Source organism: Streptomyces sp. NPDC001513 (assembly GCF_042894695.1).
Taxonomy (GTDB): domain Bacteria; phylum Actinomycetota; class Actinomycetes; order Streptomycetales; family Streptomycetaceae; genus Streptomyces.
Window position 1 is genome coordinate 134,565 of the sequence record NZ_JBIAVU010000001.1, and the last position, 24,741, is coordinate 159,305.

31 protein-coding genes and 1 pseudogene are annotated in these 24,741 nt (G+C 70.7%); 17 read left to right on the forward strand and 15 right to left on the reverse strand.

Annotated elements, in window-relative coordinates; all coding sequences use genetic code 11:
- Positions 1-86: 86 nt before the first annotated feature.
- A complete protein-coding gene (locus tag ACFYZ4_RS00720; RefSeq protein WP_390782576.1) occupies positions 87-713 on the reverse strand; it encodes an ATP-binding protein in 627 nt (208 codons plus the stop codon).
- Between the two features lie 406 nt (positions 714-1,119).
- On the opposite strand from ACFYZ4_RS00720, the gene ACFYZ4_RS00725 reads away from it, so the two are divergent.
- Both ACFYZ4_RS00725 and ACFYZ4_RS00730 read left to right on the forward strand, forming a co-directional pair.
- Positions 1,120-1,602 (forward strand): lamin tail domain-containing protein, encoded by a 483-nt coding sequence (locus ACFYZ4_RS00725; protein ID WP_351291055.1) that lies wholly within the window; start codon positions 1,120-1,122, stop codon positions 1,600-1,602.
- Positions 1,603-1,797: 195 nt separating this feature from the next.
- A complete protein-coding gene (locus ACFYZ4_RS00730; protein ID WP_351296020.1) occupies positions 1,798-2,076 on the forward strand; it encodes a hypothetical protein in 279 nt (92 codons plus the stop codon).
- Positions 2,077-2,127: 51 nt separating this feature from the next.
- On the opposite strand, the gene ACFYZ4_RS00735 is transcribed toward ACFYZ4_RS00730, so the two are convergent.
- On the reverse strand, positions 2,128-2,412 hold the full coding sequence (locus tag ACFYZ4_RS00735; protein WP_384342449.1) for a hypothetical protein: 285 nt from the start codon (positions 2,410-2,412) through the stop codon (positions 2,128-2,130).
- Between the two features lie 234 nt (positions 2,413-2,646).
- On the opposite strand from ACFYZ4_RS00735, the gene ACFYZ4_RS00740 reads away from it, so the two are divergent.
- Both ACFYZ4_RS00740 and ACFYZ4_RS00745 read left to right on the forward strand, forming a co-directional pair.
- Positions 2,647-3,117 carry a DIP1984 family protein gene (locus ACFYZ4_RS00740; protein ID WP_390782577.1) on the forward strand — a complete coding sequence of 157 codons (471 nt, stop codon included), beginning with the start codon at positions 2,647-2,649 and terminating at the stop codon, positions 3,115-3,117.
- Between the two features lie 314 nt (positions 3,118-3,431).
- On the forward strand, positions 3,432-3,650 hold the full coding sequence (locus ACFYZ4_RS00745; RefSeq protein ID WP_351296028.1) for a hypothetical protein: 219 nt from the start codon (positions 3,432-3,434) through the stop codon (positions 3,648-3,650).
- A 54-nt stretch (positions 3,651-3,704) separates the two neighbouring features.
- Here ACFYZ4_RS00745 and ACFYZ4_RS00750 read toward each other — a convergent pair whose 3' ends face one another.
- Positions 3,705-3,908, reverse strand: coding sequence for a cold-shock protein (locus ACFYZ4_RS00750; protein ID WP_351296031.1), 204 nt, complete (start codon positions 3,906-3,908; stop codon positions 3,705-3,707).
- Positions 3,909-4,202: 294 nt separating this feature from the next.
- On the opposite strand from ACFYZ4_RS00750, the gene ACFYZ4_RS00755 reads away from it, so the two are divergent.
- From ACFYZ4_RS00755 to ACFYZ4_RS00765, 3 genes are all read left to right on the forward strand, one after another.
- Positions 4,203-5,336 (forward strand): alpha/beta hydrolase, encoded by a 1,134-nt coding sequence (locus ACFYZ4_RS00755; RefSeq protein ID WP_390782578.1) that lies wholly within the window; start codon positions 4,203-4,205, stop codon positions 5,334-5,336.
- A gap of 337 nt (positions 5,337-5,673) precedes the next feature.
- Positions 5,674-6,306, forward strand: coding sequence for an NAD(P)-dependent oxidoreductase (locus tag ACFYZ4_RS00760; protein WP_390782579.1), 633 nt, complete (start codon positions 5,674-5,676; stop codon positions 6,304-6,306).
- Positions 6,307-6,315: 9 nt separating this feature from the next.
- Positions 6,316-6,804: a hypothetical protein gene (locus tag ACFYZ4_RS00765; protein ID WP_390782580.1), complete on the forward strand. Its 489-nt coding sequence runs from the start codon at positions 6,316-6,318 to the stop codon at positions 6,802-6,804.
- Here ACFYZ4_RS00765 and ACFYZ4_RS00770 read toward each other — a convergent pair.
- Positions 6,741-6,959 (reverse strand): hypothetical protein, encoded by a 219-nt coding sequence (locus tag ACFYZ4_RS00770; protein WP_390782581.1) that lies wholly within the window; start codon positions 6,957-6,959, stop codon positions 6,741-6,743. The two genes, ACFYZ4_RS00765 and ACFYZ4_RS00770, sit on opposite strands and share 64 nt — an antisense overlap.
- Here ACFYZ4_RS00770 and ACFYZ4_RS00775 point away from each other — a divergent pair.
- Both ACFYZ4_RS00775 and ACFYZ4_RS00780 read left to right on the forward strand, forming a co-directional pair.
- Positions 6,958-7,473, forward strand: coding sequence for an SRPBCC family protein (locus ACFYZ4_RS00775; RefSeq protein WP_351296043.1), 516 nt, complete (start codon positions 6,958-6,960; stop codon positions 7,471-7,473). The genes ACFYZ4_RS00770 and ACFYZ4_RS00775 overlap by 2 nt on opposite strands.
- A gap of 195 nt (positions 7,474-7,668) precedes the next feature.
- Entirely contained in the window at positions 7,669-8,721 is a 1,053-nt protein-coding gene (locus ACFYZ4_RS00780; RefSeq protein ID WP_390782582.1) for a serine hydrolase domain-containing protein, read from the forward strand.
- A 30-nt stretch (positions 8,722-8,751) separates the two neighbouring features.
- On the opposite strand, the gene ACFYZ4_RS00785 is transcribed toward ACFYZ4_RS00780, so the two are convergent.
- From ACFYZ4_RS00785 to ACFYZ4_RS00795, 3 genes are all read right to left on the reverse strand, one after another.
- A complete protein-coding gene (locus tag ACFYZ4_RS00785; protein WP_390782583.1) occupies positions 8,752-9,867 on the reverse strand; it encodes an AI-2E family transporter in 1,116 nt (371 codons plus the stop codon).
- A 98-nt stretch (positions 9,868-9,965) separates the two neighbouring features.
- Positions 9,966-10,646, reverse strand: a complete 681-nt coding sequence (locus ACFYZ4_RS00790) for a TetR/AcrR family transcriptional regulator (RefSeq protein WP_351296055.1) — start codon at positions 10,644-10,646, stop codon at positions 9,966-9,968.
- Between the two features lie 2 nt (positions 10,647-10,648).
- Positions 10,649-11,326, reverse strand: a complete 678-nt coding sequence (locus ACFYZ4_RS00795; protein WP_390782584.1) for a hypothetical protein — start codon at positions 11,324-11,326, stop codon at positions 10,649-10,651.
- A gap of 150 nt (positions 11,327-11,476) precedes the next feature.
- On the opposite strand from ACFYZ4_RS00795, the gene ACFYZ4_RS00800 reads away from it, so the two are divergent.
- On the forward strand, positions 11,477-12,025 hold the full coding sequence (locus tag ACFYZ4_RS00800; RefSeq protein ID WP_390782585.1) for a GNAT family N-acetyltransferase: 549 nt from the start codon (positions 11,477-11,479) through the stop codon (positions 12,023-12,025).
- An 84-nt stretch (positions 12,026-12,109) separates the two neighbouring features.
- Here the strand turns inward: ACFYZ4_RS00800 and ACFYZ4_RS00805 are convergent, their stop codons facing one another.
- Positions 12,110-12,325 carry a hypothetical protein gene (locus tag ACFYZ4_RS00805; RefSeq protein WP_390782586.1) on the reverse strand — a complete coding sequence of 72 codons (216 nt, stop codon included), beginning with the start codon at positions 12,323-12,325 and terminating at the stop codon, positions 12,110-12,112.
- Positions 12,326-12,626: 301 nt separating this feature from the next.
- Positions 12,627-13,604: a helix-turn-helix transcriptional regulator gene (locus ACFYZ4_RS00810; protein ID WP_390782587.1), complete on the reverse strand. Its 978-nt coding sequence runs from the start codon at positions 13,602-13,604 to the stop codon at positions 12,627-12,629.
- 157 nt (positions 13,605-13,761) lie between these two features.
- Here ACFYZ4_RS00810 and ACFYZ4_RS00815 point away from each other — a divergent pair, with 157 nt between their 5' ends.
- Positions 13,762-14,157, forward strand: coding sequence for a RidA family protein (locus ACFYZ4_RS00815; protein ID WP_390782588.1), 396 nt, complete (start codon positions 13,762-13,764; stop codon positions 14,155-14,157).
- A 165-nt stretch (positions 14,158-14,322) separates the two neighbouring features.
- Here the strand turns inward: ACFYZ4_RS00815 and ACFYZ4_RS00820 are convergent, their stop codons facing one another.
- A complete protein-coding gene (locus ACFYZ4_RS00820) occupies positions 14,323-15,231 on the reverse strand; it encodes a LysR family transcriptional regulator (RefSeq protein WP_390782589.1) in 909 nt (302 codons plus the stop codon).
- Between the two features lie 70 nt (positions 15,232-15,301).
- Between ACFYZ4_RS00820 and ACFYZ4_RS00825 the strand changes: the two genes are divergently transcribed.
- On the forward strand, positions 15,302-16,240 hold the full coding sequence (locus tag ACFYZ4_RS00825; protein WP_390782590.1) for an NAD-dependent epimerase/dehydratase family protein: 939 nt from the start codon (positions 15,302-15,304) through the stop codon (positions 16,238-16,240).
- A 14-nt stretch (positions 16,241-16,254) separates the two neighbouring features.
- Entirely contained in the window at positions 16,255-17,151 is an 897-nt protein-coding gene (locus ACFYZ4_RS00830; RefSeq protein ID WP_390782591.1) for an aldo/keto reductase, read from the forward strand.
- A gap of 53 nt (positions 17,152-17,204) precedes the next feature.
- Here the strand turns inward: ACFYZ4_RS00830 and ACFYZ4_RS00835 are convergent, their stop codons facing one another.
- Together ACFYZ4_RS00835 and ACFYZ4_RS00840 are read right to left on the reverse strand one after the other, a co-directional pair.
- A complete protein-coding gene (locus ACFYZ4_RS00835) occupies positions 17,205-18,017 on the reverse strand; it encodes a hypothetical protein (RefSeq protein ID WP_390782592.1) in 813 nt (270 codons plus the stop codon).
- Positions 18,014-18,184 carry a hypothetical protein gene (locus ACFYZ4_RS00840; RefSeq protein ID WP_390782920.1) on the reverse strand — a complete coding sequence of 57 codons (171 nt, stop codon included), beginning with the start codon at positions 18,182-18,184 and terminating at the stop codon, positions 18,014-18,016. The genes ACFYZ4_RS00835 and ACFYZ4_RS00840 overlap by 4 nt, the downstream gene beginning before the upstream one ends.
- Here ACFYZ4_RS00840 and ACFYZ4_RS00845 point away from each other — a divergent pair.
- Positions 18,125-18,540, forward strand: a pseudogene (locus ACFYZ4_RS00845) (DUF6461 domain-containing protein). The gene ACFYZ4_RS00840 and the pseudogene ACFYZ4_RS00845 overlap by 60 nt on opposite strands.
- A gap of 34 nt (positions 18,541-18,574) precedes the next feature.
- Positions 18,575-19,006, forward strand: a complete 432-nt coding sequence (locus tag ACFYZ4_RS00850) for an SMI1/KNR4 family protein (RefSeq protein WP_390782593.1) — start codon at positions 18,575-18,577, stop codon at positions 19,004-19,006.
- Between the two features lie 9 nt (positions 19,007-19,015).
- On the opposite strand, the gene ACFYZ4_RS00855 is transcribed toward ACFYZ4_RS00850, so the two are convergent.
- Positions 19,016-19,795 carry an NAD(P)H-dependent oxidoreductase gene (locus ACFYZ4_RS00855; protein WP_351296086.1) on the reverse strand — a complete coding sequence of 260 codons (780 nt, stop codon included), beginning with the start codon at positions 19,793-19,795 and terminating at the stop codon, positions 19,016-19,018.
- 138 nt (positions 19,796-19,933) lie between these two features.
- Here ACFYZ4_RS00855 and ACFYZ4_RS00860 point away from each other — a divergent pair, with 138 nt between their 5' ends.
- Both ACFYZ4_RS00860 and ACFYZ4_RS00865 read left to right on the forward strand, forming a co-directional pair.
- Entirely contained in the window at positions 19,934-20,782 is an 849-nt protein-coding gene (locus ACFYZ4_RS00860; protein ID WP_384342411.1) for a helix-turn-helix transcriptional regulator, read from the forward strand.
- Between the two features lie 9 nt (positions 20,783-20,791).
- On the forward strand, positions 20,792-21,796 hold the full coding sequence (locus tag ACFYZ4_RS00865; RefSeq protein WP_390782594.1) for a phosphotransferase family protein: 1,005 nt from the start codon (positions 20,792-20,794) through the stop codon (positions 21,794-21,796).
- 11 nt (positions 21,797-21,807) lie between these two features.
- Here the strand turns inward: ACFYZ4_RS00865 and ACFYZ4_RS00870 are convergent, their stop codons facing one another.
- Both ACFYZ4_RS00870 and ACFYZ4_RS00875 read right to left on the reverse strand, forming a co-directional pair.
- Entirely contained in the window at positions 21,808-22,794 is a 987-nt protein-coding gene (locus ACFYZ4_RS00870) for an ABC transporter substrate-binding protein (RefSeq protein WP_390782595.1), read from the reverse strand.
- A gap of 1 nt (position 22,795) precedes the next feature.
- Positions 22,796-24,682, reverse strand: coding sequence for an ABC transporter permease subunit (locus ACFYZ4_RS00875; protein WP_390782902.1), 1,887 nt, complete (start codon positions 24,680-24,682; stop codon positions 22,796-22,798).
- Positions 24,683-24,741 lie beyond the last annotated feature (59 nt).

Sequence of the window (24,741 nt, forward strand, 5' to 3'; positions counted from 1 at the left end):
CCCCGCACGGCTGAGAACCCCGCGTCCTGCGAGTGTGTCCTGCACCCGTCCTGCACCCTCTCGACCTTTGAACTCCTGCTGCTCCGTCAGCCGTTGCGGCGGTCGTCGACGTGGACTTCCAGATGCGGCCAGACCGTGGCCAGGCGCGAAAGGACGCCGGACGGCGGCACGGTCACCGGGCCCAACGACGCGTCCGGCCTGAAATGGACCAGCGTTCCCGTCGTGCCGTCGACCTCCACGGGCTCGAGGCCGGTGACGGGCACGCCGTGTTCGTAGCGCTGGGTCCAGGCCCCGTTGAGGCGGCGGTTGGTGTGGGCGAGCCACTCGCTGAGCGCCGCGACCACGGACATGCCGCGCCGGGGACGGCCGTCGGGCAGCGTCTCGACCTGCGGGAAGTCGAAGAACCGGAGATCCTTCGTGGCCATGACCGGCTTCTTCACGACCTGGCCGTGCTCGTCCACGCGGGTGTCGGTGCCCCGTCCGTCATCCCGGACGGACAGCGAACCGTCGGGATGGACGACGACGACGCAGCTGCCCCCGCCCTTGCTCGACGCTTCGTCGGCGGCGTAGGCAAGCACCTCGAGGACGAGGTGCCAGGGTCCATCCGGAGCGAACTCCGCGGGGCTCCGCCGGATGTCCGCCAGATGATCGGCATCAACGAGGCCGGACCAATCGTGCGTCGTGTTGACCCAGGAGGCCCTCGATACGTCCATCGGGCAAGTATCCCGCCTCGTGGCGACGGCCTGAAGGCCGTCCCCCTCTGACCGACGCAAACGGGATTCGTACGGCGGGAACGGCTGTTACAGGAGCCTGAACCCGTTCGGCGCACAGCGCACGGCATGGCGCGAATGAACTGGTTATCTGGCCGAAACCTCCTTGCTCCGACAATGCGGAGCCCCCGCCCCTCCCCGCCCCTTTCACGTCAACAGGCCTTGACGTTTGCCTCTTACAAGCGAGAGTTACGGATATGTCCGCGTTGAGAAACACACATCACGAGTTGTGGCGATTGGCGATGGTGCGGGCCAAAGTGTGGCTCCTCGGCAGGACGCCGGGAACCGCACGGAGCCCGCCCGGCTCGCACAACGCCGGGCCGGGCTGACTGTTCAAGGAGCCATCTGCATGTCTGCTTCCCCCGCCACCCGCCGCTTCCTCGCCGCGGTCCTGGCCGCCGGCGCCCTGGTCGGCGCGGCCGCCGTCCCGGCCGCCGCTCACGACGACGACCGGCACGGCCACCACGGCCGGAACTCCTCGATCGTCATCGGTGACGTCCAGCACGACAGCCGCGGCCGCGACAGCCGCGCCCTGAACCGCGAATGGGTCGAGGTGAAGAACACCGGCCGCAACGCCGTCAACCTGCGCGGCTTCACGCTCACCGACCAGGACGGCAACCGCTACCGCTTCGACCGCCTCCGCCTGGACGGCCGCTCGAGCGTCAAGGTCCACACCGGCAACGGACGCGACACCCACCGCGACGTCTACCAGGACCGCCGCCACCAGATCTGGGACGAGCGCGACACCGCTACCCTCCGCGACGACCGCGGTCGCGTCATCGACACCGAGAGCTGGGGCCGCCGCGGGCACCACGACAACCACCGCCGCTGACCCGGACCGGCAGCCACTCCATCGGGGGCAGTGACCTGCCGGCCACCCGCACGGGCGTGCCGCGGCAACCAGCCGCGGCACGCCCTTCGTACTGCGGTGGGCCGGAGGGCGGCGGTGAAATTGCGGGGCCGTTGTCAGTGCCACCTGAGAGCATCGCTCGTGGCCGAATGGCCGACGACGACGGGGGGACAGGACATGGACGGCGAGAACACGTACACGTGGCCGCGCGGGGCTGCGGCCTCGGCCATGGCACAGCTTGAGGAGTGGCTGGCCGAGCGCGGCTGGGAGGTCGACCCGACGGTCTACATGGCCGGCGCCGGCGGCGCCGCCGTCCACGTGCAGCGCGTCGGGGCAGCCTGGAGCGACAGCGAGGCCGGCCTGCTGGTCCTGCCCGCGGAAACCGTGCTGTGGGACGGCACCCGCATGCGGATCGCACCCCGCACTGCCGCGCCCGCACGGTGCCCGGCCTCGTAGACCGCCGCCGGACGCACCCCGATCCGGGAGCCCCCAACGTCGACCGGGCCGCTACCCGGAGGCAACCACCTCGCCCGCTGTGACCTGCGGCGGGTTGGGGAGGAGCGAGGCGAGGTTTTCCCGTACGAAATCCGCCGCCCTCCCGATCGACTCGTCGGCACCCGCTCGGTCGCGGAACACGCTGGTCGAAACCATCACCCCTTGGCCGGCATCGACCCAGTAGTAGGCCACGAATCCGGGGACCTGGCGCATGATCGGCACGAACCCCTCGTCGACGAGGCGCCCGGCCTCGGCCGGATCGGTCACGCCTTCGTACCTCCGGACTGCTGCGTACATGGCTCGTGGTCTCCTCAACGGTGCTCGGCGTCGTCGCTCCGAAGATGACGTACCCCGCCCGTCACGTGCGGGCCTCGCGAGTGCCCGCCAATCACTGGAAGAGCCCTCGCCCGGTCATACGAACGGTCGGCTTGCCCAGGCCCGGGGCAACGCCGGGCGGGCGCGTGAGCTGACGTAGGGTGATCAGCGCAGCAGTACCGCACGACGAACAACACCAAGGGACGGACCACCACGATGAAGCTCGGCGAAGCACTGGCCAATCGCGCCGAGGCGACTCGCCGCGTCGAACAGCTGCGGGCCCGCATCGTGGCCAACGCCCGCCACCAGGAGGGTGAGACCCCCGCCGAAGACCCGGCCGTGCTGCTCGCCGAGGTCACCGAGACCCTCACCACCCTCGAGTCCCTGATCCGGCGCATCAACCGGACCAACGCCGCCGTCGACATGGGCGCCGACGGCACCCTCACCGACGCCCTCGCCCGCCGCGACACCCTGCGCCTGCGCCACTCCGTGCTCACCTCGGCTGCCGATGCCGCCGCCGGCAGCGGGGAACGGGGCTACGGCCGCCAGCTGCGCTCCGAGTTGATGGTGCTCCCCGCACTGCCCGTCGCCGAGCTGCGCGCCGGCGCCGACGACGCCGCCCGCGAGATCCGTGAGATCGACGTGCGCATCCAGCGCACCAACTGGGAGGCCGACCTCCTGGACTGAGACGTGCGATGTGGAGCAGGTAGTCCCTCCGGAGGCGTGCACAACCGAGGGCCGGCGGTTACCGGCCCGGCTGGCGCGCGGAGAGCAGCGCATCGGGTTCGACTCCCGAGACGACAGTGCAGCTCAGCAGCGTGACGAGTCACAGCGCATCGCGCACATCTCATCACCACGTGCAGATCCGGTCGTGACGAGGGCGGGTTCGGGGCATCCACATCGCAGGAAGGCGCCCGGGCCGGGAGCGTCAGCTTTCCGGCCCGGGCACCTGCGTTCCAGGGGTGACCGGCGGTGCCGTACCGCGTTGTTCCGGCATGGAGATGGACGAAGAAGACTTCCTTGGCGTGCTCTTGGACGCCGCCACCGACACCCGGCTGAAGCTGCTCACCGGGGACGAAGCGCGAGCCGTCATGATGCTCCTCGGGGCCCTCGAGGAAGAGGCCCGCTCCGAAGAGGTGCGCCAGGCCGCCGAAGAGATGCGCTACCGCCTGGGGTCCCGCCTCGCTCTGCCCGCAGTCCCCCAGGCAGCCCCGTTCTGATGCGGGCCCGGAGAAGGGGCCCGGCCATACCGGGCCCCTTCTCCCTTACGGTCGTCAGCCGCGGACGATGTTCTCGGCCTGGGGGCCCTTCTGGCCCTGGGCAACGTCGAAGGTGACCGGCTCGCCTTCGGTCAGCTCGCGGTATCCGTTGCCGGAGATGTTGGAATAGTGGGCGAAGACGTCCGGGCCGCCGCCGTCCTGGGCAATGAACCCGAAGCCCTTCTCGGCGTTGAACCACTTCACGGTGCCGCTGGCCATGCTGCTTGTCCTTCGATAGCGCCGAGGGGTCCCGGCTGGTCTGTGGTCGGGACCCGTCCGTCGCCGGAAGGCACCCGGCGTCTGTTCTACCCCTCGACTGCGCAACTACCCGACCTTTGCGCCCAGCGTGCCGTGGCACTTTCCCCCTTGCGCGCGCCCCGGACGCACTCATTTGAATCCTAAACGACATTAATTGCATATTTTTGCAACCCAGGAGTCGAGAAGCGCATCCCAAGAGAAGGACCCACCCGTTCTGCCCGCCCGAGGGCAGCCGCCCCGTTCGGAGCAACGTTCGTGCACGAATACCCGCAGCCGCAGCCGCACCGGCACCCGCAGGAACCCAGGCGATCCCGCAAGAAGGTGTGGATCGGCTCCGCGGTGGTGGTGGCCCTGGTCGCCGGCGCCGGTGCCGGGTTGATCTACTGGAAGACGGACTGGTTCGACGGCAACGGAGAGGCCGTCAGCTACGGGAAACCCTCTGCCGGAGCCGGAGCGGACAAGGGCGAGGAGAAGGACAAGGCGACCGGCGGTGAGGGCGGCGGAAAGCAGGCCTCCGCGCCGAGCGCGGACCCGGACATATCCCTGCCCGCCGGTCCGTTCACCGACTTCAAGCAGACGGTGAAGCTGGACGACGGCACCCGCATATCCAAGGCCCGGGTGAAGGGCGCCAAGTCCGGCTTCGACGGCAGCGTCTGGGTGTGGACGCCCAAGGAGTACGACCGCCCGGAGTACGCGAAGAGCGCCTTCCCCGTCATGATCGCGCTGCCCGGAGGCAACGGGAACGCCGACAACTACTGGGCGACCATGCCGAAGCTGGGCCTCCAGAAGGCCATCGCCGAGGGCGCCGCAACCGGCAAGAGCCTCCCGTACATCCTGGTCATGCCGATCCTCAACCCGGACGCCAAGTACTACTACGACGGCTCCGACATCCCCGGCCAGGCCAAGATGGGCACCTGGATCGGCGAGGACGTCCCCGACCTCGCCCGGGCCAATTTCCGTACGTACAAGTCCCGCGACGGCTGGGCCTTCATGGGCAACTCCTCCGGCGCCTTCGTCGGCCTCAAGCAGCTCCTGCAGAAGCCGGACCGCTTCCGGGCCGTCATCGCCAACGGCGGCGAGATCGTCCCGGACTCCCCGCTCTGGAAGGGCCACCAGGCGGAGATGGACGCGAACAACCCCGAGAAGCTCGCGCCGAAGCTGATCAACAGCAAGGGCCCCGAGGTGAACATCCTCTTCCAGTACGGCACCAAGGAGGGCGGCCGCGACCGGATGGAGAAGTTCCAGCAGCAGTTCGGCAAGGGCCCCATCAAGGTCTCGATCCACGAGATCCAGGGCGGCGACCACAACGGCTGGGACTACGTCCGGGGCATGAAGGAAGGCCCTCTGGAAGAGCTCAGCAAGCTGATGAAGGGCCCGAAGCCGCAATAGGGGCAGGCGTCGGCCGGAAGCGTACGTGAGCCAGGGGTGGCGGTCGTCACGCCGGTCCAGGTGGGCGCCGAACCGCGCCCGTCACCCGGTCCTCCGTGCGCCACGTGCGCGGAGCCCGCTGTGCGGAGTGCTGCGCCAGTAGGCTCGTGATCGTGACCGGTCCAGCCCGGGTGCGGCTCGCCGAGTCACGCCGCCGGGGTCCGTCGCGGTGCCGCGCCGTCCCCTCCGGCACTGCGGGGCTCTTGGGCTGGTCGCCGTGAGGCCCGTACTCCGGAACCCGCGCTCGGCGGCGCGCCTCGTCCGAAGGGCCGGCCCGCACACAGAGAGAGGCCTGATCATGCAGCTCACCGTCCTCGGCGGCACGGGCCCCATCGGCCGGCAGGTACTCCAGCAGGCCCTCGCAGCCGGGCACCGGGTCACCGCACTGGTCCGTGACGCGGCCCGGCTGCCGCAGCGCGACGAGGAGCGCGTCACCGTCGTCATCGGCGACGCCGCCTCCGCCGCGGACGTCGAAGAGGCGGCTCGGGGCAGCCAGGCCCTCATCTGCGCCCTGGGACCGGGCAAGGACTACAAGTCCACGCTCGCCACCCGTACCGCCGGTCCCGTCCTGGAAGCCATGGCCGCGGCCGGCGTGGAGCGTCTCGTCTGGCTCTCGGCTCTCGGCTCGGGCGACACCGCCCGGCGCCAGTCCCGTTTCCAGGCCACCGCGTCGAAGCTGGTGATGGGCGCGCTCATGGCGGACAAGGGCATCGCCGATGAGACCATCGCCCGCAGCGACCGCGACTGGACCATCGCCCTGCCCGTGATGTTCGGCAACGGCCAGACGACCGCCGACTACAAGACGATCCCGCTGGACGGAACCCAAGGGCGCGTCGGCGGGAGGATCAACCGTGCCGACGTCGCGGACTTCCTGCTCTCCGCCGCGACCAGCGACCTGTGGGTCCGCCGGCGCGTCATCCTCACACGCTGAGTGGTCCGAATGACAGAAGCAGAAGCAGCAGCAGGCGAACTACAGGACCGCGCCGCTCTCTGGAGTGTGGGCGAGATCCCAGCAGCCGATGTCGTCAGCGCGGCCTGTGACGCGCTCGTCGCCGGCCTGGACAGCCCCGGACTGCGGGTGCTGGCAGCCTGTTCACGCGCCGAGGCGGACTACGACGTGCACGACTTGCTCCCCGAAGCCCTCGATGAGCTCGGCCTGATCTTCTATCCGCCCGCCGGCGAGGCCGGCCGAGAAGCCGCCGTGCGAGCGCTCGCACGACGCATGCTGGCCGGCGAGCTGGAACCTTGGGAGCTCACCTTCCGGATCAACCAGCGCTACGGGCATGAGCTGCCCCTGACAGCACGGCTCGCCGAACTCGATGACGCGTACGCCTTCCTCGAGTACCCCGGCGACAGAGCGGCAGCTCAGATCGATGCCGAGGTCACGGCCGAAGCCCGCCGCCTCGCCGGATGGGCGAGGTCGCCGTAGTCGCGGAGGGTGATGCGGAAGTCGACGGCGTAGCCGCCCTCACGGAGGGCCGGGGCGCGCTCCACGATGGTGGCCTGGAAGCCGTACCGGTGGAGCCCGTAGGCGAGCGCCGGGCCGGCGACCGCTACCGTCGTGCTCTGAGGAGGGAGCCACATGCCCCGCACGTTCAGCGTTTGCGACACCATCATCGTCGCGGCCCACCCGTCGACGGTGTACCAGCACGTTTCCGACCCCGCTCTCATGGGCCGCTGGAGCCCGGAAAACCTGGGCGCGACCCCGGCCGAGGGACCCGGCACCGCGACTCGGGTCGGGATGGTCTTCGACGGTCACAACAAGCGCGGTCCGTACCGCTGGACCACCCGCTGCACGGTGACGGCCGCCGACCCGGACGAGGTCTTCCGGTTCAAGGTCCACGCCATAGGCCTGCGCCGCCCATGGCTGCGCGGCCCGATCGCCACCTGGGAGTATCGTTTCGCCGCCGTGCCCGGGGGCACCGAGGTGACGGAGACCTGGACCGATGACCGGCGCAGCTGGCCCGACCCGGTGGCCAACACGTTCGACAGGATCGCGACGCGCGGGCACACCTTCGCCGAGTTCCAGCGCAAGAACATCCGGGCCACGCTGCGCAACCTGAAGTCGGAACTGGAGGCCCACCCCGCCACGTCCTAGCTGCCGGGGCCACACCTGGCAGAGGCCCCCAAAAACCGGGTGCGCGCGGCGACCCGCGGTTCCGGGCTTCGGCGGTGCGACCCGCTGGGGGTGCCGTCGTCGCCTCGCCGTACTGCTCAGGTCGCAGTGCCGACGGCCGGAAATCATCATCAGGGCGCACCTGTCGCACGGGGAGACGCCGCGATGATGTCCGTCATGGCACAAGAACTCGCAGCGCTCGTCCAGCAGACCGCGGACCGGCTGGCGGAGCGGCAGGTCGGCGTGGTGGTGGCCGCGGTGGCGGATGACGTCGTGGAGATACGGGGTGCCGGAAGCACCGGCGCACACCACGCGACCGTCCCCGGCCCCGGCACCCTGTTCGAGATCGGCTCGGTGACCAAGGCGTTCACCGCCCTGGCCCTGGCGCGCCTGGCATCCGCCGGCACGGTGGGCCTGGACGAGCCGCTCGCCGATCTGCTGCCCGCCGGGACGGCCGTTCCGTCACGGGACGGACAGCAGATCTCCTTGCAGCATCTGGCCACCCACACCTCCGGCCTGCCGCGGCTGCCGAAAGGCATGCTGCTCCAGGCTCTGCTGCGCCCGTCGAAGCCGGATCCGTACGCCGGCTGCACGGCCGACGTCCTGCTGGCCGGGCTGGCCCGGACCCGTCTGGGGGCCACTCCCGGGAAACGGTTCCGCTACTCCAACCTCGGAGCCGGGCTGCTGGGGCTGGCCCTCGCCCGCCGGGCGGGCACGGAGTACGAGACCCTCATCACCCGTGAGATCTGCGCCCCGTTGGGCATGACCGACACCGTCGTGACGGTGGACGACGCCCGCTCGGAACGCTCCGCGCAGGGCCACGTACGCCCGGGGCGGCCCGCCGCACCCTGGCACCTCGCCGACCTGGCGGGAGCGGGCGGCCTGCGGTCGACCGCGACCGACCTGGTGGCCTTCGTACGGGCCCAGTTGGACGGCGGCCCGGCGGGGCTCGCCGAGGCGATCCGCCTGAGCCGTGCGTACGAGCACCGCCGGAACTCCTTCACCTGGGTGCACCTCGGCTGGATGGCCCACCGCCTGCACCCCCGGCAGGGCGGCCACCTCCAGATCTGGCACAACGGAGGAACAGGGGGCTTCTCCTCCTTCGTGGGGTTCGACCCGGAGAGCCGGCTCGCCGTCATCGCCCTCGGCAACACCCGGCGCCCGGTGGACGGCCCCGCCTTCGACCTCCTGCGCACCCTGCAGACGGAGCGCGCGGCCACGGCGAACTGACCACGGCTCGGGGAGGGCCGTGGCGGGGTCCTAAGACGGTGCGGGAACAGCGGGAAGCCGCTCGTCGGCCTCCGGCTCGTGCGGTGGTTCGCCGAGCTGGTCGCGCAGGTAGTTCCAGACGACGGCGAGGAGCGCGGCGGCCGGTACGGCCAGCAGGCTGCCCACGACGCCGGCCAGGCTGCCGCCCAGCGTGACTGCCAGCAGGACCACCGCCGCGTGGAGACCGAGGCTGCGGCTCTGGATCATCGGCTGGAACACGTTTCCTTCGAGCTGCTGCACCGCGACGATGATGGCCAGCACGATCAGCGCGTCCGTCAGGCCGTTCGACACCAGGGCGATGAGCACCGCCACCAGGCCGGCGAACAGGGCTCCCACGATCGGCACGAACGCGGAGACGAAGGTCAGAACCGCCAGCGGCAGCACCAGGGGTACGCCTACGATCCACAGGCCCAGGCCGATGAACACGGCGTCGAGGAGGCCGACGAAGGCCTGGGACCGGACGAACGAGCCCAGGGTCTGCCAGCTGCGCGCGGCCACGACCGGGATGTCGGTGGCGAGCCGGCCGGGGAGCTGGCGGGTGAGCCACGGCAGGAAGCGGGGGCCGTCCTTGAGGAAGAAGAACATCAGGAAGAGCGCCAGGACGGCGGTGATCAGGCCGTTGAAGACGGTGCTCACCCCCGTGACGACGGTGGAGACCGCACTGCCGACGCTGTTCTGAAGGCGGTCCATCGCGGCGTCGGAGGCGCCGCTGATCTGGTCGTCGCCGATGTTCAGCGGCGGCCCGGCCGCCCACTCGCGCAGTCGTTGGATGCCCTCGGACACGCCGTCGGCCAGTTCGCCCGACTGCGAGGCCACGGGCACCGCGATCAGCGCCACGATGCCGGCGGCCACCAGGAGGAACAGCACGGTCACCGTGGAGGCGGCAAGGGCGGGCCGCCACCCGCGCCGACGCAGGAATGCGGCCAGGGGCCAGGTCAGGGTGGTGAGGAACAGGGCGACTATGAGCGGCCAGACGACCGACCACATCCGGCTCAAGACCCACAGGGCCGCCGCCGCCATGACCAGGACCACCAGCAACTCGGCGGAGATCCGTGCCGACTTGCGGAGTGCGGCAGCAGCTTTCGCGGAGCTCAATGTGACAGACATGGGGTCACCCTATTCACACTCCCCTGGCACCTGAGCACCACCGACAACACCCCGCGGCCTTCTGGCCGGGGGTCGCAGGCCGGGGTGACAGAACGGTGTCAGGAAGTGTGGGTCTTGAGGCCGTCGAGGATGAGATTGAGGCCGAAGTCGAGGGCTGGTCTGACATCGCCGTCGTCTTCCATGGCGCCCGAGGTCATGAGGGACGCGAGGGTGGGGAACTGGTCGGGCTGGATGACCTGGGCGAGAAGGTTCCCGTAGTCGGAGCCGGACGGGACGATCTCGGTGGCGATCCGGGCCAGGTCGCGGACGGCGCTGGAGATGAACATGGCCGTGGCGACCAGGTTCTCGGGGGCGAGGCCGGACTGGGCCAGGGGCCGCAGAAGGGCCTCGAACCAGGCCAGCTCGTTCGGGCCGGTCGGGGCCCCGGTGGTCGCCACGCGCAGCATCCAGGGGTGGGCGAGGTAGAAGTCCCAGGCCGCATCGGCCCAGTTCAGAATCTCGGTGCGCCACTCCTTCCCCGACTCCGCCGGGGGGTTGCCCTGTGCCCGGTCGGCCATCAGGGCGACCAGCTGGTCCTTCCCGGGGACGTGCCGGTACAGGGCCATCGCGGTGTAGCCGAGTTCGCCGGCGACCCGTTGCATCGACACCGCGCCCAGGCCCTCGGCGTCGGCCAGCGCGATGGCGGCCTCGACGATGCCGCCGACGCTGAGGGAGGACCGCGAGCTCTCCTTCGTCTCCCATAGGAGTCGGAAGGTGGCCGCGCTCTTGTCCTCTGACACTTCTACCGCCGATTCTCCGAGGCCGATCCCGGTTGCCCAGCATAGTGGCGGGCGTTTCGGTGCCGGAGCAGCGCGATGCCGAACGCGAGGACCCAGTAGGCGTAAAGGCTGGCGATGGTGGCCGTGGTGCCCCAGCCGTTGGCACTGAAGAACTGCCCGGTGTCGTTTCCGAAATACAGCGACGGGACGAACACGAGATTGATCAGGGCGATGACGTACGCCGACCGGGCGGCCCACCGTGACAGCAGTCCTGAGCGAACCGCGGCATACCCGGCGGCCACCAGGAACACCGCGGTGAGGATGCGACCGATCGAGCCGTACAGCAGATAGGAGCCCTCGGCGGTGATGGTCGGATCGACCGGCTCTTTGGCGGCGATGACCTCCCCGGCCTGCAGGGAGTGTGCAACGAAGGTGACCGCGATGTAGGCCAGTGCCGCGCCGTAGGCGAGGTCCGCGACCCAGCCGCAGGCCGGGTCCGCCCGGCGGACGAGCTCGCGAAGCCCGGTGACGAATCCTAAGAGCAGGACGAGGACGACAAGGCTGAGCATGATGCGGGTCAGCACGTTGGAGTCGGGCGGTGCCCCGTCATGGACGAAGTAGAGCGGCACCTCGATGACCTGCAGGACCGTGAACGCCACGCCGGTGATTCCGGTGAACCTTCGCAGCGGCAGGCCGCCCACGCGCGATGATGTATATGACATAAGCATGAGTGTATGACGTATACGCAGCCGATTCAATCAGAATCCCTACCCGTCCCAGCGCGTCATGATCCGGGCTGTCCATCATCAATGGGTTTGCCGCCGGCCGGCCTGGTCGGATAGGAACCTTGCATGCTAAAGGGCAGCAAGGTCGGGCTCAGGGCCCGGCACGACGACGACATTCCGATCCTGCAGAGCGAGTTCCACGACGACGTGGTCAACTACTCGCGGTCCGAACTCCGGCCGTGGCGGCCGATCACGCCCGGCTCGAAGGATTCGCGGCTCGTGGTGGACGACAGCGAGCAGGGGCACGTCTCGTTCTCCGTGGTGGAGCTGGACGGCGGCACGCTCGTCGGTACGGCGACACTGTGGGGCATCGACAACCACAACCGGTCCGCGCACATCGGCATGGGCCTGCGGCCGTCCTCCCGCGGCAAGGGCTACGGCACCGACGTGGTCGCGGTGATGTGTCACTACGGGTTCATCGTGCGCGGCCTGCAGCGGCTGCAGCTCGAGACGCTGTCGGACAACACCGCGATGCTGCGCGCGGCCGAGCGCAACGGCTTCGTCCGTGAGGGCGTACTACGCTCCTCGGCCTGGGTGATGGGCGAGTTCCTGGACGACGTGGTACTCGGACTCCTCGTCCAGGAATGGAAGCCGGACCTGACGCCTCAGGCGTGAGGGCATGCCTCGTTTTCGCTGCCGGCCGGGGCCAGAGGCGTCGGCCGGCAGCGAGTGAGGAGTGAGGCGGTTCTCCCGTCGCGGCTACGCGAGCCAGAGCGAGCCACGTCGATGACGTGCCGGCGGTATGTCCACCGCGTCCGCGGCATCGAGAGCGAGTTCATTGGTGGCGGAACGCACCAGCCGCAGGACAGTGCCGACCTGGGCGCGCAGCCGCTGGCGCGCCCGGCGCTCCTCCTCCGCCGACCACCGTGCGACGGAGCGGTCCTGCTGGTGTCGAGGGAACGAATAGACGTCCACCGTGCGGCGGACCAGGCGCGGTTGGGGCCTTCTGGACTCTCGTGTGGCATCGGTGAAGGTGTGTGCGCTGTACCTGAGGTCATAGAGAACCACAGAACGCCAAGGGCCTCCTGATGAGCGGTCGTACGCACTCTGACGGCGTGAAGGGGGAAGATGGTGAGCGGTGCGTGTCACGGGACGGACTCCGTTCGCGGCAACCGCCAGGTACTTCCTGGCGGGCTACCTGAAGCCCGTTGGCCCTGTCGAACGTTCGTTGTCCATGTCCATGCGCGCAACCCTAAACGGTCGGTGAGACCCCGTGTCAGGGTGAGTCTTCGTAGCGGGCGGCGATCGCTGCGGCCCGGTTGCGCAGGGCGGTGCGCAACGACTGCGGGGCCAGGGCTTCCGCGTCCGTGCCGAGCTGCCACAGGGCCCATTCGGCGTGTCGGAAGTCCTGGAAGGTCACCTCCAGCCGCAGCCGGCCGTCCGCGTCGGGTTCTTCTGCACGGACGGCCAGCACGGTGTCCAGTAGCTCCTCCCGCCGCGCCGGGTCCATCCGTACCAGCACGGTGATGTGGTCGCCGCCGGAGAGGAACCGAGCGGAGCGTTCCTGCCAGATCCGGTCCAGATCGACCCGGTTGGGTCGCTCTGCCGGTTCGGGAAGCTCCTCGGCGGCCAGCACCCGCGACAGCCGGTAGGTACGGTCCTCGCCGGATCTCGTGGCCAGCAAGTAGCCCCGGTCCCGTACGGTGACCAGGCCGATCGGGTCCACCGTCCGCCACTGCGGCGTCCGGCCCGTCGCCGCGTAGTGGATGCGCAGCTTGTGTCCGGCGAGCACCGCACGCCTGACCTCGAACATTGTGCTGTCCGGGACCTCCTCGGTGACCACACGGCGGCGTGAGAGCAGGTCGGCCTCCGGGTCGACGAGGAATCGCCGGGCCGCGTCGTTCGCGGAGGTCCGGTGGCCTTCGGGCAGTGCGTCGACCACCTTCCGCATGGCCGAGGCGAGCGCCGAGCCGAGTCCGAAGACCTGCTCGCCGCGCCCCGATCCGGCGGTCAGCAGGGCGAGGGCCTCGTCGTGGTTCAGTCCGGCGAGCTTGGTCTGGAAGCCGGGCAACAGCGCGAAACCGCCGTGCCTGCCGCGTTCGGCATAGACCGGGACGCCGGCCGCGGACAGTGCCTCGATGTCGCGCAGCACGGTGCGGGTGGATACGTCCAGCTCGCGGGCCAGTGTGTCCGCCGTCAGTCGCCCGCGTTGGCGCAGGAGCAGCACGAGCGAGACCAGCCTGTCGGCACGCATACGAGAACGCTAAGGGAATACATGACGGAGGGTGTCGTGATTTGTTGCGAGGCTCGGTCACGCGACGTCAAAGCCGGTTGGCTGGAGCGGCGATGGACGTACGCACTCCCCAGAAATCGAAGCGAATCGAAGCAAATCGAATGGAGCTGATGTGGCAGTGGAGCGAACAGCGGTCAACCCGGTGACGTGGTCGCAGGAGCTGGGATTCAACCAGGGTGAGCTCGTCTCCGGGCAGACACGGACCCTGTACGTCTCGGGGCAGACCGCGATGAGCTGTGACGGCAAGCCGATGCACGAGGGCGACATGGCCGCGCAGTTGGCGCTGAGCGTCGACAACCTGGAGGGCGTGCTCGGCGCGGCCGGCATGTCTCTCGCGAACCTCGTGCGGCTGAACGTCTACACGACCGACGTCGATCTGCTCTTCCAGCACTACGGCGTGCTGGCGGCGCGGCTGGGTGCCGCCGGGGTGGCACCGACGTCCACGATGCTCGGGGTGACGCGGTTGGCGGTCCCGGGCCAGATGGTCGAGCTTGAGGGAACCGCCGTCGCGTGATGCGACCACTCCGCCCCTGCTCCTCGTGCCGGTTCCGCCGGCGCGAGGGGCGCAGGGGTGCAGTCGGGGTCGGTGGACGTGACCTTGCGCCCCCGGTCGCGGCCGAAGGCGGGCATGCCCGGGTCCGCGGCCGAGGAGACCGGGGTCGTCTGCATGTGGGTCACACTACGTCTCGTGCTGCCGCATCGCCTGTTCGCGGAGGGCCTGGATGAGTGCCGTGACGTGGGGTCGGTCTCTGCGGTGGAGCGCGGCGACGCCGATGTGCCGGATCGGCCCCGGCGATGTGATCGGGACGGTGCGCAGGCCGGGGATCTCGGGAGCGAGCGCGATAGAGGGGATCAGGGAGATCCCCATTCCGGCGGCGACGAGCGAGCGGGCGAAGAAGTAGTCGGTTGTGGTGCCGCGCACGTCCGGGGCGAAGCCGGCGCGCTCGGCGTAGCGGCGCAGGTACGCCTCGGTCTTCAGGCAGCCCAGCACCCAGGGTTCGGCCGCGAGCTCGGCGAGGTCGAGGGTGTCGCGGTGGGCGAGTCGGTGGCCTTGCGGCAGGACGACGTGCAGGGGGTCTTCCAGGAGCGGCGTCCACTCCAGACGGGCGCTGGGGCCCGGCCCGACGGGGAGCGGGCCGTCGAAGTGGTAGGCGAGGGCGAGGTCCACGGCGCCCTGGCGGACGAGCGGCAGGGTGTCCTCGGGTTCGCCCTCCCTGATGTGGAGGACGGTGTGGGGATGGTCTGCCATGAGCCGGGTGAGGGCGGCGGGCAGCAGGAGCCGGCCGCCGCTGGTGAAGGTGGCGACGGTGAGTTGGGCGCGGCCGGTGCTGAGCCGGGCGACCTGCTGTTGTGCGTGTTCGAGCTCTGCGGCCACGGATTCCGCGGCGCCGACCATGATCTGACCGGCCTGTGTGAGGGTGACGCCGCGGGTGCTGCGGGCGACGACCTGCGCACCGAGGCTGCGCTCCAGGGCGGCCACGTGCTGGGAGACAGCCGAGGGGGTGAGGCGGAGGGCCGTGGCCGCCTGGTTGAAGCTGCCGTGCTCCGCCACTGCCCGCAGGACGCGGAGCCGTTGCACATCGATCAACAGTTTTCCTTTATACGCATCCAGTAGATCGGCACTTCTGCTGATGACGATAGGTCTCCAGGATGGGGGCATGCAAAGGATCTGCGTCATCGGCGGAAGCCGATACTTCGGAAAGCTCCTGGTGAAGCGCCTGCGCGACGCCGGCCACCAGGTCACGGTGATCAACCGCGGCTCCACCCCGCCACCCGCCGGTGTCGAGCACCTCGTTGTCGACCGGAACGACGAGACCGCCCTGACGGCCGCGCTCGACTCCCGTACCTTCGACGTCGTGGTGGACCAGGTCTGCTACACCCCCGTGCAGGCCGCCATCGCCGTCCGCGCGTTCGCCGGCCGCACCCGGCGCTACGTCATGACCTCCACGATCGAGGTCTACGACCCCGCGACCGCCGCGCTGCCGGCGGTGCCTCCGGGCACGCCGGTGCCGGAGGAGAACGTGGACCCGGCCACCTGGCGGGCGGTCATGGACCTTCCCTGGCACGACGACGCGTACCTGCAGGGGCACTACGCCGAGGGCAAGCGTCAGGCGGAGGCCGTCTTCGCCCGCGCCGACGGCTTCGCGTTCGCCAGTGTGCGCAGTGCCCATGTACTCGGCGGTGGCGCGCAGGAGTTCACCGGCCGGCTGGCCCACTACGTCGGGCGCATCGGCACGGGCGAAGAGGTCACCGTGCACGCGCAGGCACTGCCCACGGTCTTCATCCACTACGAGGAGCTGGCGGACCTGCTGCTGTGGGCGGCGACGGCCGAGTTCACCGGTCCGGTCAACGCCTGTTCCGACGGCCCGCTCGACGTACGCGACCTGGGCGCCGTCATCGCCGCGCAGGCCGGCCGGGAGCCCGTCTACCGGGTGGTCGCGGCGGGCGAGGAGGCTTCCCCGTTCTCCTTCGACCGCCACTACGCCATGAGCAACGCCCGCGCGAAGGAGCTGGGCTTCTCCTTCTCCCGCACCGCCGACTGGCTGCCCGGCGCCGTCGCCGAAGCCCTCACCACCGAGCCGTCACCCACCGCCTGAGGAACGGAGCCACCGTGCAGTACCGCACCATCGGCAGCACCATCTCCCGCACCACCGTCGGCGCCATCGGTCTGGGTGCCATGCCGCTGTCCATCGAGCACCGCCCGGACGAGGCGCGGGCCGTCGCCACCGTCCACGCCGCCCTCGACGCGGGTGTCACGCTCATCGACACCGCCGACAGCTACCACTGGCACGCCGGAGAGGCGGGCCACAACGAGCTGCTGATCGCCCGCGCCCTGGCCCGCTACGGCGGCGACACCTCCGACGTCCTGGTGGCCACCAAGGGCGGCCGGGGCCGCCCCGGCGACGGCAGCTGGACCGTCACCGCCACACCCGCCCACCTGAAGCGGGCGGCCGAGGCCTCCGCCAAGCGCCTGGGCGGCGACGCGATCGGCCTGTACCAACTGCACAAGCCGGACCCGGCCGTGCCGTGGGCGGAGTCCGTCGGCGCGCTGCGCGAGTTGCTCGACGCCGGCACGATCCGCGCCGCGGGGATCTCCAACGTCACCACCGCCCAGATCCGCCAGGCGCATCGGATCCTCGGCGACGGGCTCGTCTCCGTACAGAACCGGTACTCACCCGCCATCCGCGACAGCGAGCCCGAGCTGCGCCTTAGTACGGAGCTGGGTCTGGCCTTTCTGCCCTGGAGCCCGCTCGGCGGCATCGCCCGCAGCTCCCTCGACGGCCCGTCCGGCCCCACCTCCGTCGGCACCGCCTTCCACCGTGTCGCGGCCGAGCGCGGCGTCAGCCCGCAGCAGATCGCCCTGGCGTGGCTGCTCGCCCGCTCCCCCGCGGTGATCCCGGTGCCGGGAGCCAGCCGCCCGGCCTCCATCACCGACTCGGCCAAGGCCGCGGAACTCACGCTGAGCACGGCGGAGCTGACGCGCCTCGAGGACGCACTGCCGGGCTGAGACGGACCACTGGTCGCGGGCGGTCGCCGGATCCGCCGCTGCCTGCCTGAATCTCACCATGTGGTCGCGGTGGGGATGTGGCGTGCTGCTGCGACCCGGGCCATCGTCCGGAGGTTCGTGAAGTAGCCCGCGCAGTACTCCTCGTTGATCAGGGGCACGGCCTTGTCGAGGTCGGCGATGCAGCCCCAGAGGTGGGCGATGCCGCTGTCGTCGAGTCCGTGCGTCAGCTCCGTGTACACGAGGCCGGCGACGTTGGCGTCCAGGAGGATCAGCTCGACGCCGTCGATGTCCACGCCGCGGAAGCCGTCGGGGTACAGCGCGCGCCGGTGGTCCTCCCACAACCGGTCGAGTACGCCGTCGGGTGGTGTTCCGGCCGCTGCCGCCTCGGCCCCGGACGGTGGGCGAAGCAGCAGGGCGACGGCATCGAAGACGGCGCGCACCATGTGGACGGCCTGCAACAGTCTGAGGGAGGCACTCGACGCGGCGCCCTGCGTGAGCTTGTCGCGCAGCAGCCGGCTGCGGTCGAGTTCGGCGGCGAGTTCGGCCGTGATGAGCCCTGTGTCGGCGGCCCTCTCGATCAGGGTGTGGAGCGGTTCGTTCGTGGCCAGACGCTCGGCGAGGACGTGCTCCAGGGCGAACAGGGAGTGCGTGACGGCGACGGTGGCGAACTCGTACCGGTAGTAGGAGTGCCGGATGAGCTCGCGGGAGGTTTCCAACGCGCTCATGACGTACATCGACGCGCCGCCGGGCAGGACCAGGTCGGCAGCCAGTTCGTGCATGCCCGCGTAGTCGGGAACGTCGTAGCGGGCACGGGGGTCCCGTACGGGCCGGAGGAGCGGGTCGGGTGGCTGGGGCAGGTCGTTCACCGGTGCAGTCTCGTCGCCGGAAGGCCGTCGTGCCAGCGGATTTGCGGTCCGGCCACCGTCGCGGCCGGGGCGCCCCCGCCACGGCGCCCGCCGCGGAACTGCTCGAAGTGGCGGGTGCCGAGCCGCGCGGCACGTGTGAGGGGATCGACGAGCTGATCGAGCGGCACACGGAGATCCTGTTCGGGTACGAGGACCGGCCCGAGTCCTTCCTCGCGGGAGCGTCTCCCATTCGAGCAACGGGGGGAAGCCCATGGACTTCTTCCACTGGTACGAGGACGGGGAGTTGCGGACCACCTTCGAGTGGCCCGCGGACAGGACCGGCAGCACTCCCGACGCGCTGAACGCCGTCATGAGGGAGCTCGGGCTCAACCCAACGGGTGACGAGGACCCCGAAGTCGACCGCAAGGCGGCGGTGCTCGCGCTGACCGAGCGCCTCACAGGTGTACGGGTGACCGAGGCACTGCTGCGGGAGGCCGCGTACCGGACCGGCGAGGTACCGGAGGAGCCCGCCGCCGGCCGCTGAGCCCCCGAAAATGAGACCGAGCCTTGGAGGATCCGTGTGGCGTGAGCTCGTAGAGCAATACGATGACGTCGAACTGGAGGAGCCCGCATCCGATCAGGATCTGAGCGATCTGGAGCTCCAGTTGGGACAGCCGCTTCCGGCACCGCTGCGAGAGCTGCTGCTCGAATGCGATGGCGTAGTCGATGAGGACGGCACGGACGTCGTCTGGAGCGCGGCCCGGATCGGCCGGCAGAATCGAGAGTTCCGGACGGGCGGAGACTTCTCCTCGCTGTACATGCCGTTCGATGCGCTGATGTTCTTCGGTGACAACGGCGGCGGAGACCAATTCGCCTTCGTGCGTACCCCTCAGCGCACCGACGTCTTCGTCTGGGACCACGAGAACGACAGCCGGACCTGGGTGGCAGCCGATCTGGAGACGTACCTCCACCGTGCGCTCTCCCACGCCGGCGAAGACTGGTACCGCTGACCGCCGGGGTCAGCCGCGCACGTGGAGGCCGAAGCCCGTGCGGCCCTTGGGCTCCAGGCCCTCCTTCAGGTGCAGCGAGGGGATCTCGTAGTCGCCGAAGTTCTGCCGCCGGAAGGGGATCGGTGCGGTCGACTCCAGGGTGAGCAGCCGCTGTTCCCAGGCCTTGGCGACGTCCGCGTAGTCCTCGTCGGTGATCCGGTCCGCGCCGTACAGGACGAACGGCGGCAGCGGTTCGATGCCCGGGTGGTAGAGGATGCCGTGGTGGATCGGGAACAGCAGGTCGTCGATGGGGCCGTTGATCCCGCGAGCGGCGTAGTGCGACTCCGCGCCGCCGACGGTCACCGACAGCAGGGCCCGCTTGCCCGCGAGGGTGCCTTCGCCGAAGCGTTCGCCGTACTTGGTGGCGCTGTGCTCGCCGACGCCGTACGCGAACCGGTGGGTGAACACCCGGTCCACCCAGCCCTTGAGGATCGCGGGCATCGAGTACCACCACATCGGGAACTGGAAGATGATCGTGTCGGCCCACAGCAGCTTCTCCTGCTCGGCGAGGACGTCCGGGGTGAGCGTCCCGGCCTCGAAGGCCCGGCCCGAGTCCCGGGCGACCTTCAACGGGCTTGAGGCGTGGGGGCCGTAGTCGGCGGCGTCCACGGCCGCCTTCCAGTTCATCGCGTACAGGTCGCTCACCCGCACCTCGTGCCCGGCGGCCTCCAGCGTGGTCACCGCCAGGTCCTTCAGCGAGCTGTTGAGGGACTGCGGCTCGGGGTGGGCGTGGACGATCAGCGTCTTCACGGGAACTCCTCGGGGTCGGTTGCCCTCGATCCTGGCCGCCGGGGCGCCCGCTGTTCAGGGGCGCCGCTTCCATCGGACCGGACTTCCTGGTATTGGCAGGGCCACCCTCGCGGGCGGCGCCGCGGCCATACTGGGGGCATGGACGATCTTGCGGGCTACCTGCGGACCAGGCGCTCCCGGGTCGACCCCGCGTCCGTCGGCATACCCACCGACAGCCGCCGCCGGGTCGAAGGGCTGCGCCGCGAAGAGGTCGCGCACCTGTCCGGAGTCAGCGTCGACTACTACGTACGCCTGGAACAGGGCCGCGCGACCCAGCCCTCCGAGCAGGTCCTCGACGCGCTCGCCCGCGTCCTCGGCCTCGACGAGACGGAACGCGGGCACCTGGCCCGGCTCGCCTGTCAGCGCCGCCGCCCCGCGAGGACACCGGGCGGGAGGATCCGGCCGGAGCTGCTGCGCGTCCTCCACCTGGTCGCCGACGCACCCGCGCTGATCATGGACCACCGCCTGGACGTGCTCGCCGGGAACCGCCTCGCCGGGCTCCTCTACGGTCGCCCGATGCCGGGCCTGAACACCGCCCGGCACATCTTCCTCGAGGAGGCCGAGCGTGGCCTCTACGGGGACTGGGAGCAGTGCACGCTCGACGTGGTCGGGCACCTGCGCCTGGCCGCCGGCAAGTACCCCGACGATCCCCGCCTGGCCTCGCTCATCGGTGAGCTGGCGATGGGCAGTGAACGCTTCCGCCGCCTGTGGGCCCGCGCGGACGTGCGCGCCCGCACCCATGGGCGCAAGGCGTACCGGCACCCGCTGGTCGGGCTGCTGGAACTGCATCACGAGAACTTCGCGCTACCGGACGAATCGGGCATGGAGCTACTGGTGCTGTCCCCGGCCCCCGGCAGCCCCGCCGAGGACGGGCTGCGCCTGCTCGCCGGCCTGGGAGCGGACAGCGGCGACGCGCAACCCGCGGTGAACGCTCGGGTCCGCGAGTAATCTGACGGCATGGGTTCGGGTGCGGGGGCGACCGAGGACTTCGGCGCGGAACGTGACGGTCAGGGCTGGGGCGCCACGCGCGCCTGGGTGGAGAAGGGTCTGCCCGAGGCGGAGCGCATCGAAGGGGTCGTACGGCTGCGCGGCGGCTGGACCTCGGAGATGCGCCGTCTGGACCTCTGCGGTCCGGACGGTCGGCGCTCGCTCGTCCTGCGTTCCTTCGTGAAGCCCTTCTACCTCCGGCACGCGGAGGGCCTGCTGACCCGTGAGGCGACCGTCCTGCGCCTGCTCGGTGCCACGGACGTGCCGGCGGCCACGCTCGTGGGGGTGGATGCGACGGCGCAGTACTGCGATCACCCGTCCCTGTTGATGTCCCTGCTGCCGGGGTCCGTGCGCCTGGACGATCAGGGCGCTGACGACCGCGCCGAACTGCTGGCCCGGGAGTTGGTACGCATCCATCGGCTGCCGGTGGCCGCACGCGAACGGCCTCGCGTCTACCAGGCCTGGGCCTCTCCCGAGCGAGTGACCCCGCCCGCTGCCGCCGCCACCGCCACCGCCACCGGGCGGTCCGGGCTCTGGCGGCGGGCTGTCGACGTCATCCGCCGGGAGCCCCCGGCCCATCAGGGTTGCTTCCTGCACCGGGACTTCCACCCCGGCAACGTGCTCTTCACGGGCACCGGCGGCGACCTGAAGGTCAGTGGTGTCGTCGACTGGGTGGAAACCTCGTGGGGGCCGGCCGACCTGGACGTGGCCCACTGCTCGACGGCGCTCGCCCTGCTGCACGGGGTGCCCGCGGGCATGCGCTTCGCCGATCGCTACGTCGCCGCGGGCGGAACCCTGACGGAGGACGGAGCCGCCCATCTCTACTGGCGCCTGCTGGACGCGTTGGGCTTCGCCCCGGACGCGGAGAAGGTCGCCGGCCCCTGGCGCGAACTGGGCCGCGTCGATCTGACGGCGGACGTCCTGACCCAACGGCTGGAGGGATACATCGAATCCCTCCTCAGCCGTTACGCCTGAACGCCGCGCGGTCACTCCACCCAGGGCTTCCACACGTCCTCGTGGCGCTCGACCCACTTCTTCGCCGCCTGCTGCGGCGACAGCTTCTCCTCGGCGATCATCAGGGATACCTCGTTCTGCTGCTCCTTGGTCCAGTGGAACTTCTTCAGGAAGGCGGCCGCCTTGCCGCCCGACTCCGCGAAGCGCGTGTTCAGGAACTTCTGGAGCGGTGTGTTCGGGTAGGCGCAGGCCACCTTCTGCGGATCGTCCGCGCAGCCCTCGGTGTACTCGGGGAGCTTCACCTCGGTCATCGGGACGCGCTCGAAGAGCCACTGCGGCTCGTACCAGTACGTCAGGAAGGGCTTGTGCTCCTTGGCGAACTGCTTGATCTGGGTGATCTGGGCCGCTTCGGAGCCGGCGAAGACCACTTCGAAGTCCAGGCCCAGGTTCTTCACCAGGGCCTTGTCGTTCGTGATGTAGGACGGGGAGCCGTCCAGCAGCTGGCCCTTGCCGCGGCTCTCGGGCGTGCGCAGCTGGTCGGCGTACTTGTCGAGGTTCTTCCAGTCGGTGACGTCGGGGTGGGCCTCGGCGAAGTACGTGGGGACGAACCAGCCGATGTGGCCCGTCACTCCGAGATCCCCGCCGGCGGTGATGGTCTTCTTGCCCTCGACGTACCGCTTCTCCTGTTCGGGGTGGCCCCAGTCCTCCAGGATCGCGTCGACGCGGCCCTGGCTGAGGGCGTCCCAGGCGGGGACCTCGTCGACCTGGACGGTGTCCACCCGGTAGCCCAGCTCGTGTTCGAGCAGGTAGGAGGCGACGGCGGTGTTCGCCTGGGCGCCGACCCACGACTGGACGGAGAGGGTGACGGTCTTCGCGCCCTGTGCGGCGGCGTACGGGGAGGACTGGCGGGTCATGTCGGCGGCCCCGCAGCCGGTGAGGACGGCGAGTCCGGTGGCGGCGGCGAGTACGGCCGCCCCGCGGCGGCGGCTCGGAGGGCGCCGGGTGTGTGCGTCGCGCATGTCAGGCCTCCTTCGCGGGCTGGGTGACGCGGTCGAGGAGCAGGCCGAGGCAGACGATCGCGGCGCCGGCCACCAGGCCGGTGGCCAGGTCGCCCTGGGCGAGGCCGAGGACGACGTCGTAGCCGAGCGCGCCACCGCCGACCAGGCCGCCGATGATGACGACGGCGAGGACCAGGACCACGGCCTGGTTGACGGCGAGCAGCAACGCTGGCCGGGCCAGGGGTAGTTGGACCTGTCGTAGCAGCTGCGAGCGGGTCGCGCCGAGGGAGCGGGCGGATTCCACGACGGTCGGGTCCACCTCGCGCAGGCCCTGGACGGTGATCCGGACGACGGCCGGGAGCGCGTACACCACCGCGGCCGCGGCGGCCGGTGCGCGGCCGACGCCGAACAGCGCGACCACGGGGATGAGGTAGACGAACTGCGGCAGGGTCTGGCAGATGTCGAGGACGGGCCGCAGCAGCCGCTCGGCCCGGGCGCTGCGGGCGGCGCCGACGGCGATCGCGAAGCCCAGGACGAGCGTGACCGCGACGGCGGCGAGGACCTGGGAGAGCGTGTCCAGGGAGGCTTCCCACACGCCGAGCACTCCGACGGCGCCCAGGGCGAGGACCGCGGTGAGCGCGGTGCGCCAGGTGCCCGCGAGCAGGGCGAGTGCGCAGGCCACGAGCAGGAGCAGCCACCAGGGGGCGGCCTGGAGTCCGCTGCGCAGCGGGTCGAGGATCCAGCCGGTGAAGCGGGCGGCCCAGTCGGCGGTGCCGCCGACGACGGGCACGCCGGAGTAGAGGTGGTCGGTCATCCAGGCGACGGCCGAGTTCACGGGGTCGGCGAGGGAGACGGTCCAGGAATCGGGCCACAGGGAGCTGTCGGCGATGTGGCCGGCGACCGCGGCGGCCACGGCGGCGAGGAGGGTGAGCAGGCGGCCGTACCAGCCGGCGAAGACCCGGCGCAGCAGGTGCTGTTCGCGGGCGGGTACGGGGTCGGCGCCGATGCGGCGGCCGGCGGCGTCGGCGGTGCGGTCCAGCACCACGGCGAGGAGCACGATCGGGATGCCGGCGGCGAGGGCCGCGCCGACGTCGACGGAGGCGAGGGCCTGGTAGACGCGGTCGCCGAGGCCGCCCGCGCCGATCACGGAGGCGATGACGGCCATGGACAGGCCCGTCATGATGGCCTGGTTGACGCCGAGGAGGAGCGGTCGGCGGGCGAGGGGAAGGCGGGCGGTCAGCAGCCGTTGGCGGCCGGTGGCGCCGAGCGAGGCGGCGGCTTCCATGACTCCCGCGTCGGCCTCGCGCAGGCCGAGGGCGGTGAGGCGGGCCATGGGCGGGGCGGCGTAGACGACGGTGGCGAGGACGGCGGCGGGCACGCCGATGCCGAAGACCAGCACCATCGGCAGCAGGTACGCGAAGGCGGGCAGGATCTGCATGGTGTCGAGTACGGGGCGCAGGATGCGGTCGGCGCGCGGGGAGAGTCCCGCGGCGAGGCCCAGCAGGGCGCCGAGTACGACGGAGGCTGCGACGGCGACGACCATCAGCGCGAGGGTCTGCATGGTCGGCACCCACATGCCGAGCAGTCCGCAGGCGGCGAAGGCGGCGGCGCAGGTCAGGGCGAGCCGGATGCCGGCGAGGCGCCAGGCGACCAGGGCGGCGAAGGCGGTGACCCCGGTCCATCCGGCGGCGAGGAGGACCACGTACACGGCGCGGACGGACACGACGACGCCGTTGCTGACGTGGCCGAAGAAGTAGAGGAACAGCCAGTGGTTGTCGCGGTGGTCGATGATCCAGTCGCCGGCGCGGCCGAGCGGGCCGGACAGGTCGACGGCCAGGGCCGCGGGCCAGCTGCCGGCGCCGGGGAAGACGAGGGCGAGCGGGATCAGCAGGGCGGCGGCGACGCCCATCGGGAGGAGGAGTCCGCGGCGCCCGGCGAGGCCGGGCAGGGCTCTGCGGGGGCGGTCCT

Bases quoted from the DNA above. Each gene is read 5' to 3' on its own strand.
- ACFYZ4_RS00720 (WP_390782576.1), bottom strand. From the start codon at position 713: ATGGACGTATCGAGGGCCTCCTGGGTCAACACGACGCACGATTGGTCC.
- ACFYZ4_RS00725 (WP_351291055.1), top strand. From the start codon at position 1,120: ATGTCTGCTTCCCCCGCCACCCGCCGCTTCCTCGCCGCGGTCCTGGCC.
- ACFYZ4_RS00730 (WP_351296020.1), top strand. From the start codon at position 1,798: ATGGACGGCGAGAACACGTACACGTGGCCGCGCGGGGCTGCGGCCTCG.
- ACFYZ4_RS00735 (WP_384342449.1), bottom strand. From the start codon at position 2,412: ATGTACGCAGCAGTCCGGAGGTACGAAGGCGTGACCGATCCGGCCGAG.
- ACFYZ4_RS00740 (WP_390782577.1), top strand. From the start codon at position 2,647: ATGAAGCTCGGCGAAGCACTGGCCAATCGCGCCGAGGCGACTCGCCGC.
- ACFYZ4_RS00745 (WP_351296028.1), top strand. From the start codon at position 3,432: ATGGACGAAGAAGACTTCCTTGGCGTGCTCTTGGACGCCGCCACCGAC.
- ACFYZ4_RS00750 (WP_351296031.1), bottom strand. From the start codon at position 3,908: ATGGCCAGCGGCACCGTGAAGTGGTTCAACGCCGAGAAGGGCTTCGGG.
- ACFYZ4_RS00760 (WP_390782579.1), top strand. From the start codon at position 5,674: ATGCAGCTCACCGTCCTCGGCGGCACGGGCCCCATCGGCCGGCAGGTA.
- ACFYZ4_RS00765 (WP_390782580.1), top strand. From the start codon at position 6,316: ATGACAGAAGCAGAAGCAGCAGCAGGCGAACTACAGGACCGCGCCGCT.
- ACFYZ4_RS00775 (WP_351296043.1), top strand. From the start codon at position 6,958: ATGCCCCGCACGTTCAGCGTTTGCGACACCATCATCGTCGCGGCCCAC.
- ACFYZ4_RS00770 (WP_390782581.1), bottom strand. From the start codon at position 6,959: ATGTGGCTCCCTCCTCAGAGCACGACGGTAGCGGTCGCCGGCCCGGCG.
- ACFYZ4_RS00780 (WP_390782582.1), top strand. From the start codon at position 7,669: ATGGCACAAGAACTCGCAGCGCTCGTCCAGCAGACCGCGGACCGGCTG.
- ACFYZ4_RS00785 (WP_390782583.1), bottom strand. From the start codon at position 9,867: ATGTCTGTCACATTGAGCTCCGCGAAAGCTGCTGCCGCACTCCGCAAG.
- ACFYZ4_RS00800 (WP_390782585.1), top strand. From the start codon at position 11,477: ATGCTAAAGGGCAGCAAGGTCGGGCTCAGGGCCCGGCACGACGACGAC.
- ACFYZ4_RS00810 (WP_390782587.1), bottom strand. From the start codon at position 13,604: ATGCGTGCCGACAGGCTGGTCTCGCTCGTGCTGCTCCTGCGCCAACGC.
- ACFYZ4_RS00825 (WP_390782590.1), top strand. From the start codon at position 15,302: ATGCAAAGGATCTGCGTCATCGGCGGAAGCCGATACTTCGGAAAGCTC.
- ACFYZ4_RS00860 (WP_384342411.1), top strand. From the start codon at position 19,934: ATGGACGATCTTGCGGGCTACCTGCGGACCAGGCGCTCCCGGGTCGAC.
- ACFYZ4_RS00865 (WP_390782594.1), top strand. From the start codon at position 20,792: ATGGGTTCGGGTGCGGGGGCGACCGAGGACTTCGGCGCGGAACGTGAC.
- ACFYZ4_RS00870 (WP_390782595.1), bottom strand. From the start codon at position 22,794: ATGCGCGACGCACACACCCGGCGCCCTCCGAGCCGCCGCCGCGGGGCG.
- ACFYZ4_RS00875 (WP_390782902.1), bottom strand. From the start codon at position 24,682: ATGGGCGTCGCCGCCGCCCTGCTGATCCCGCTCGCCCTCGTCTTCCCC.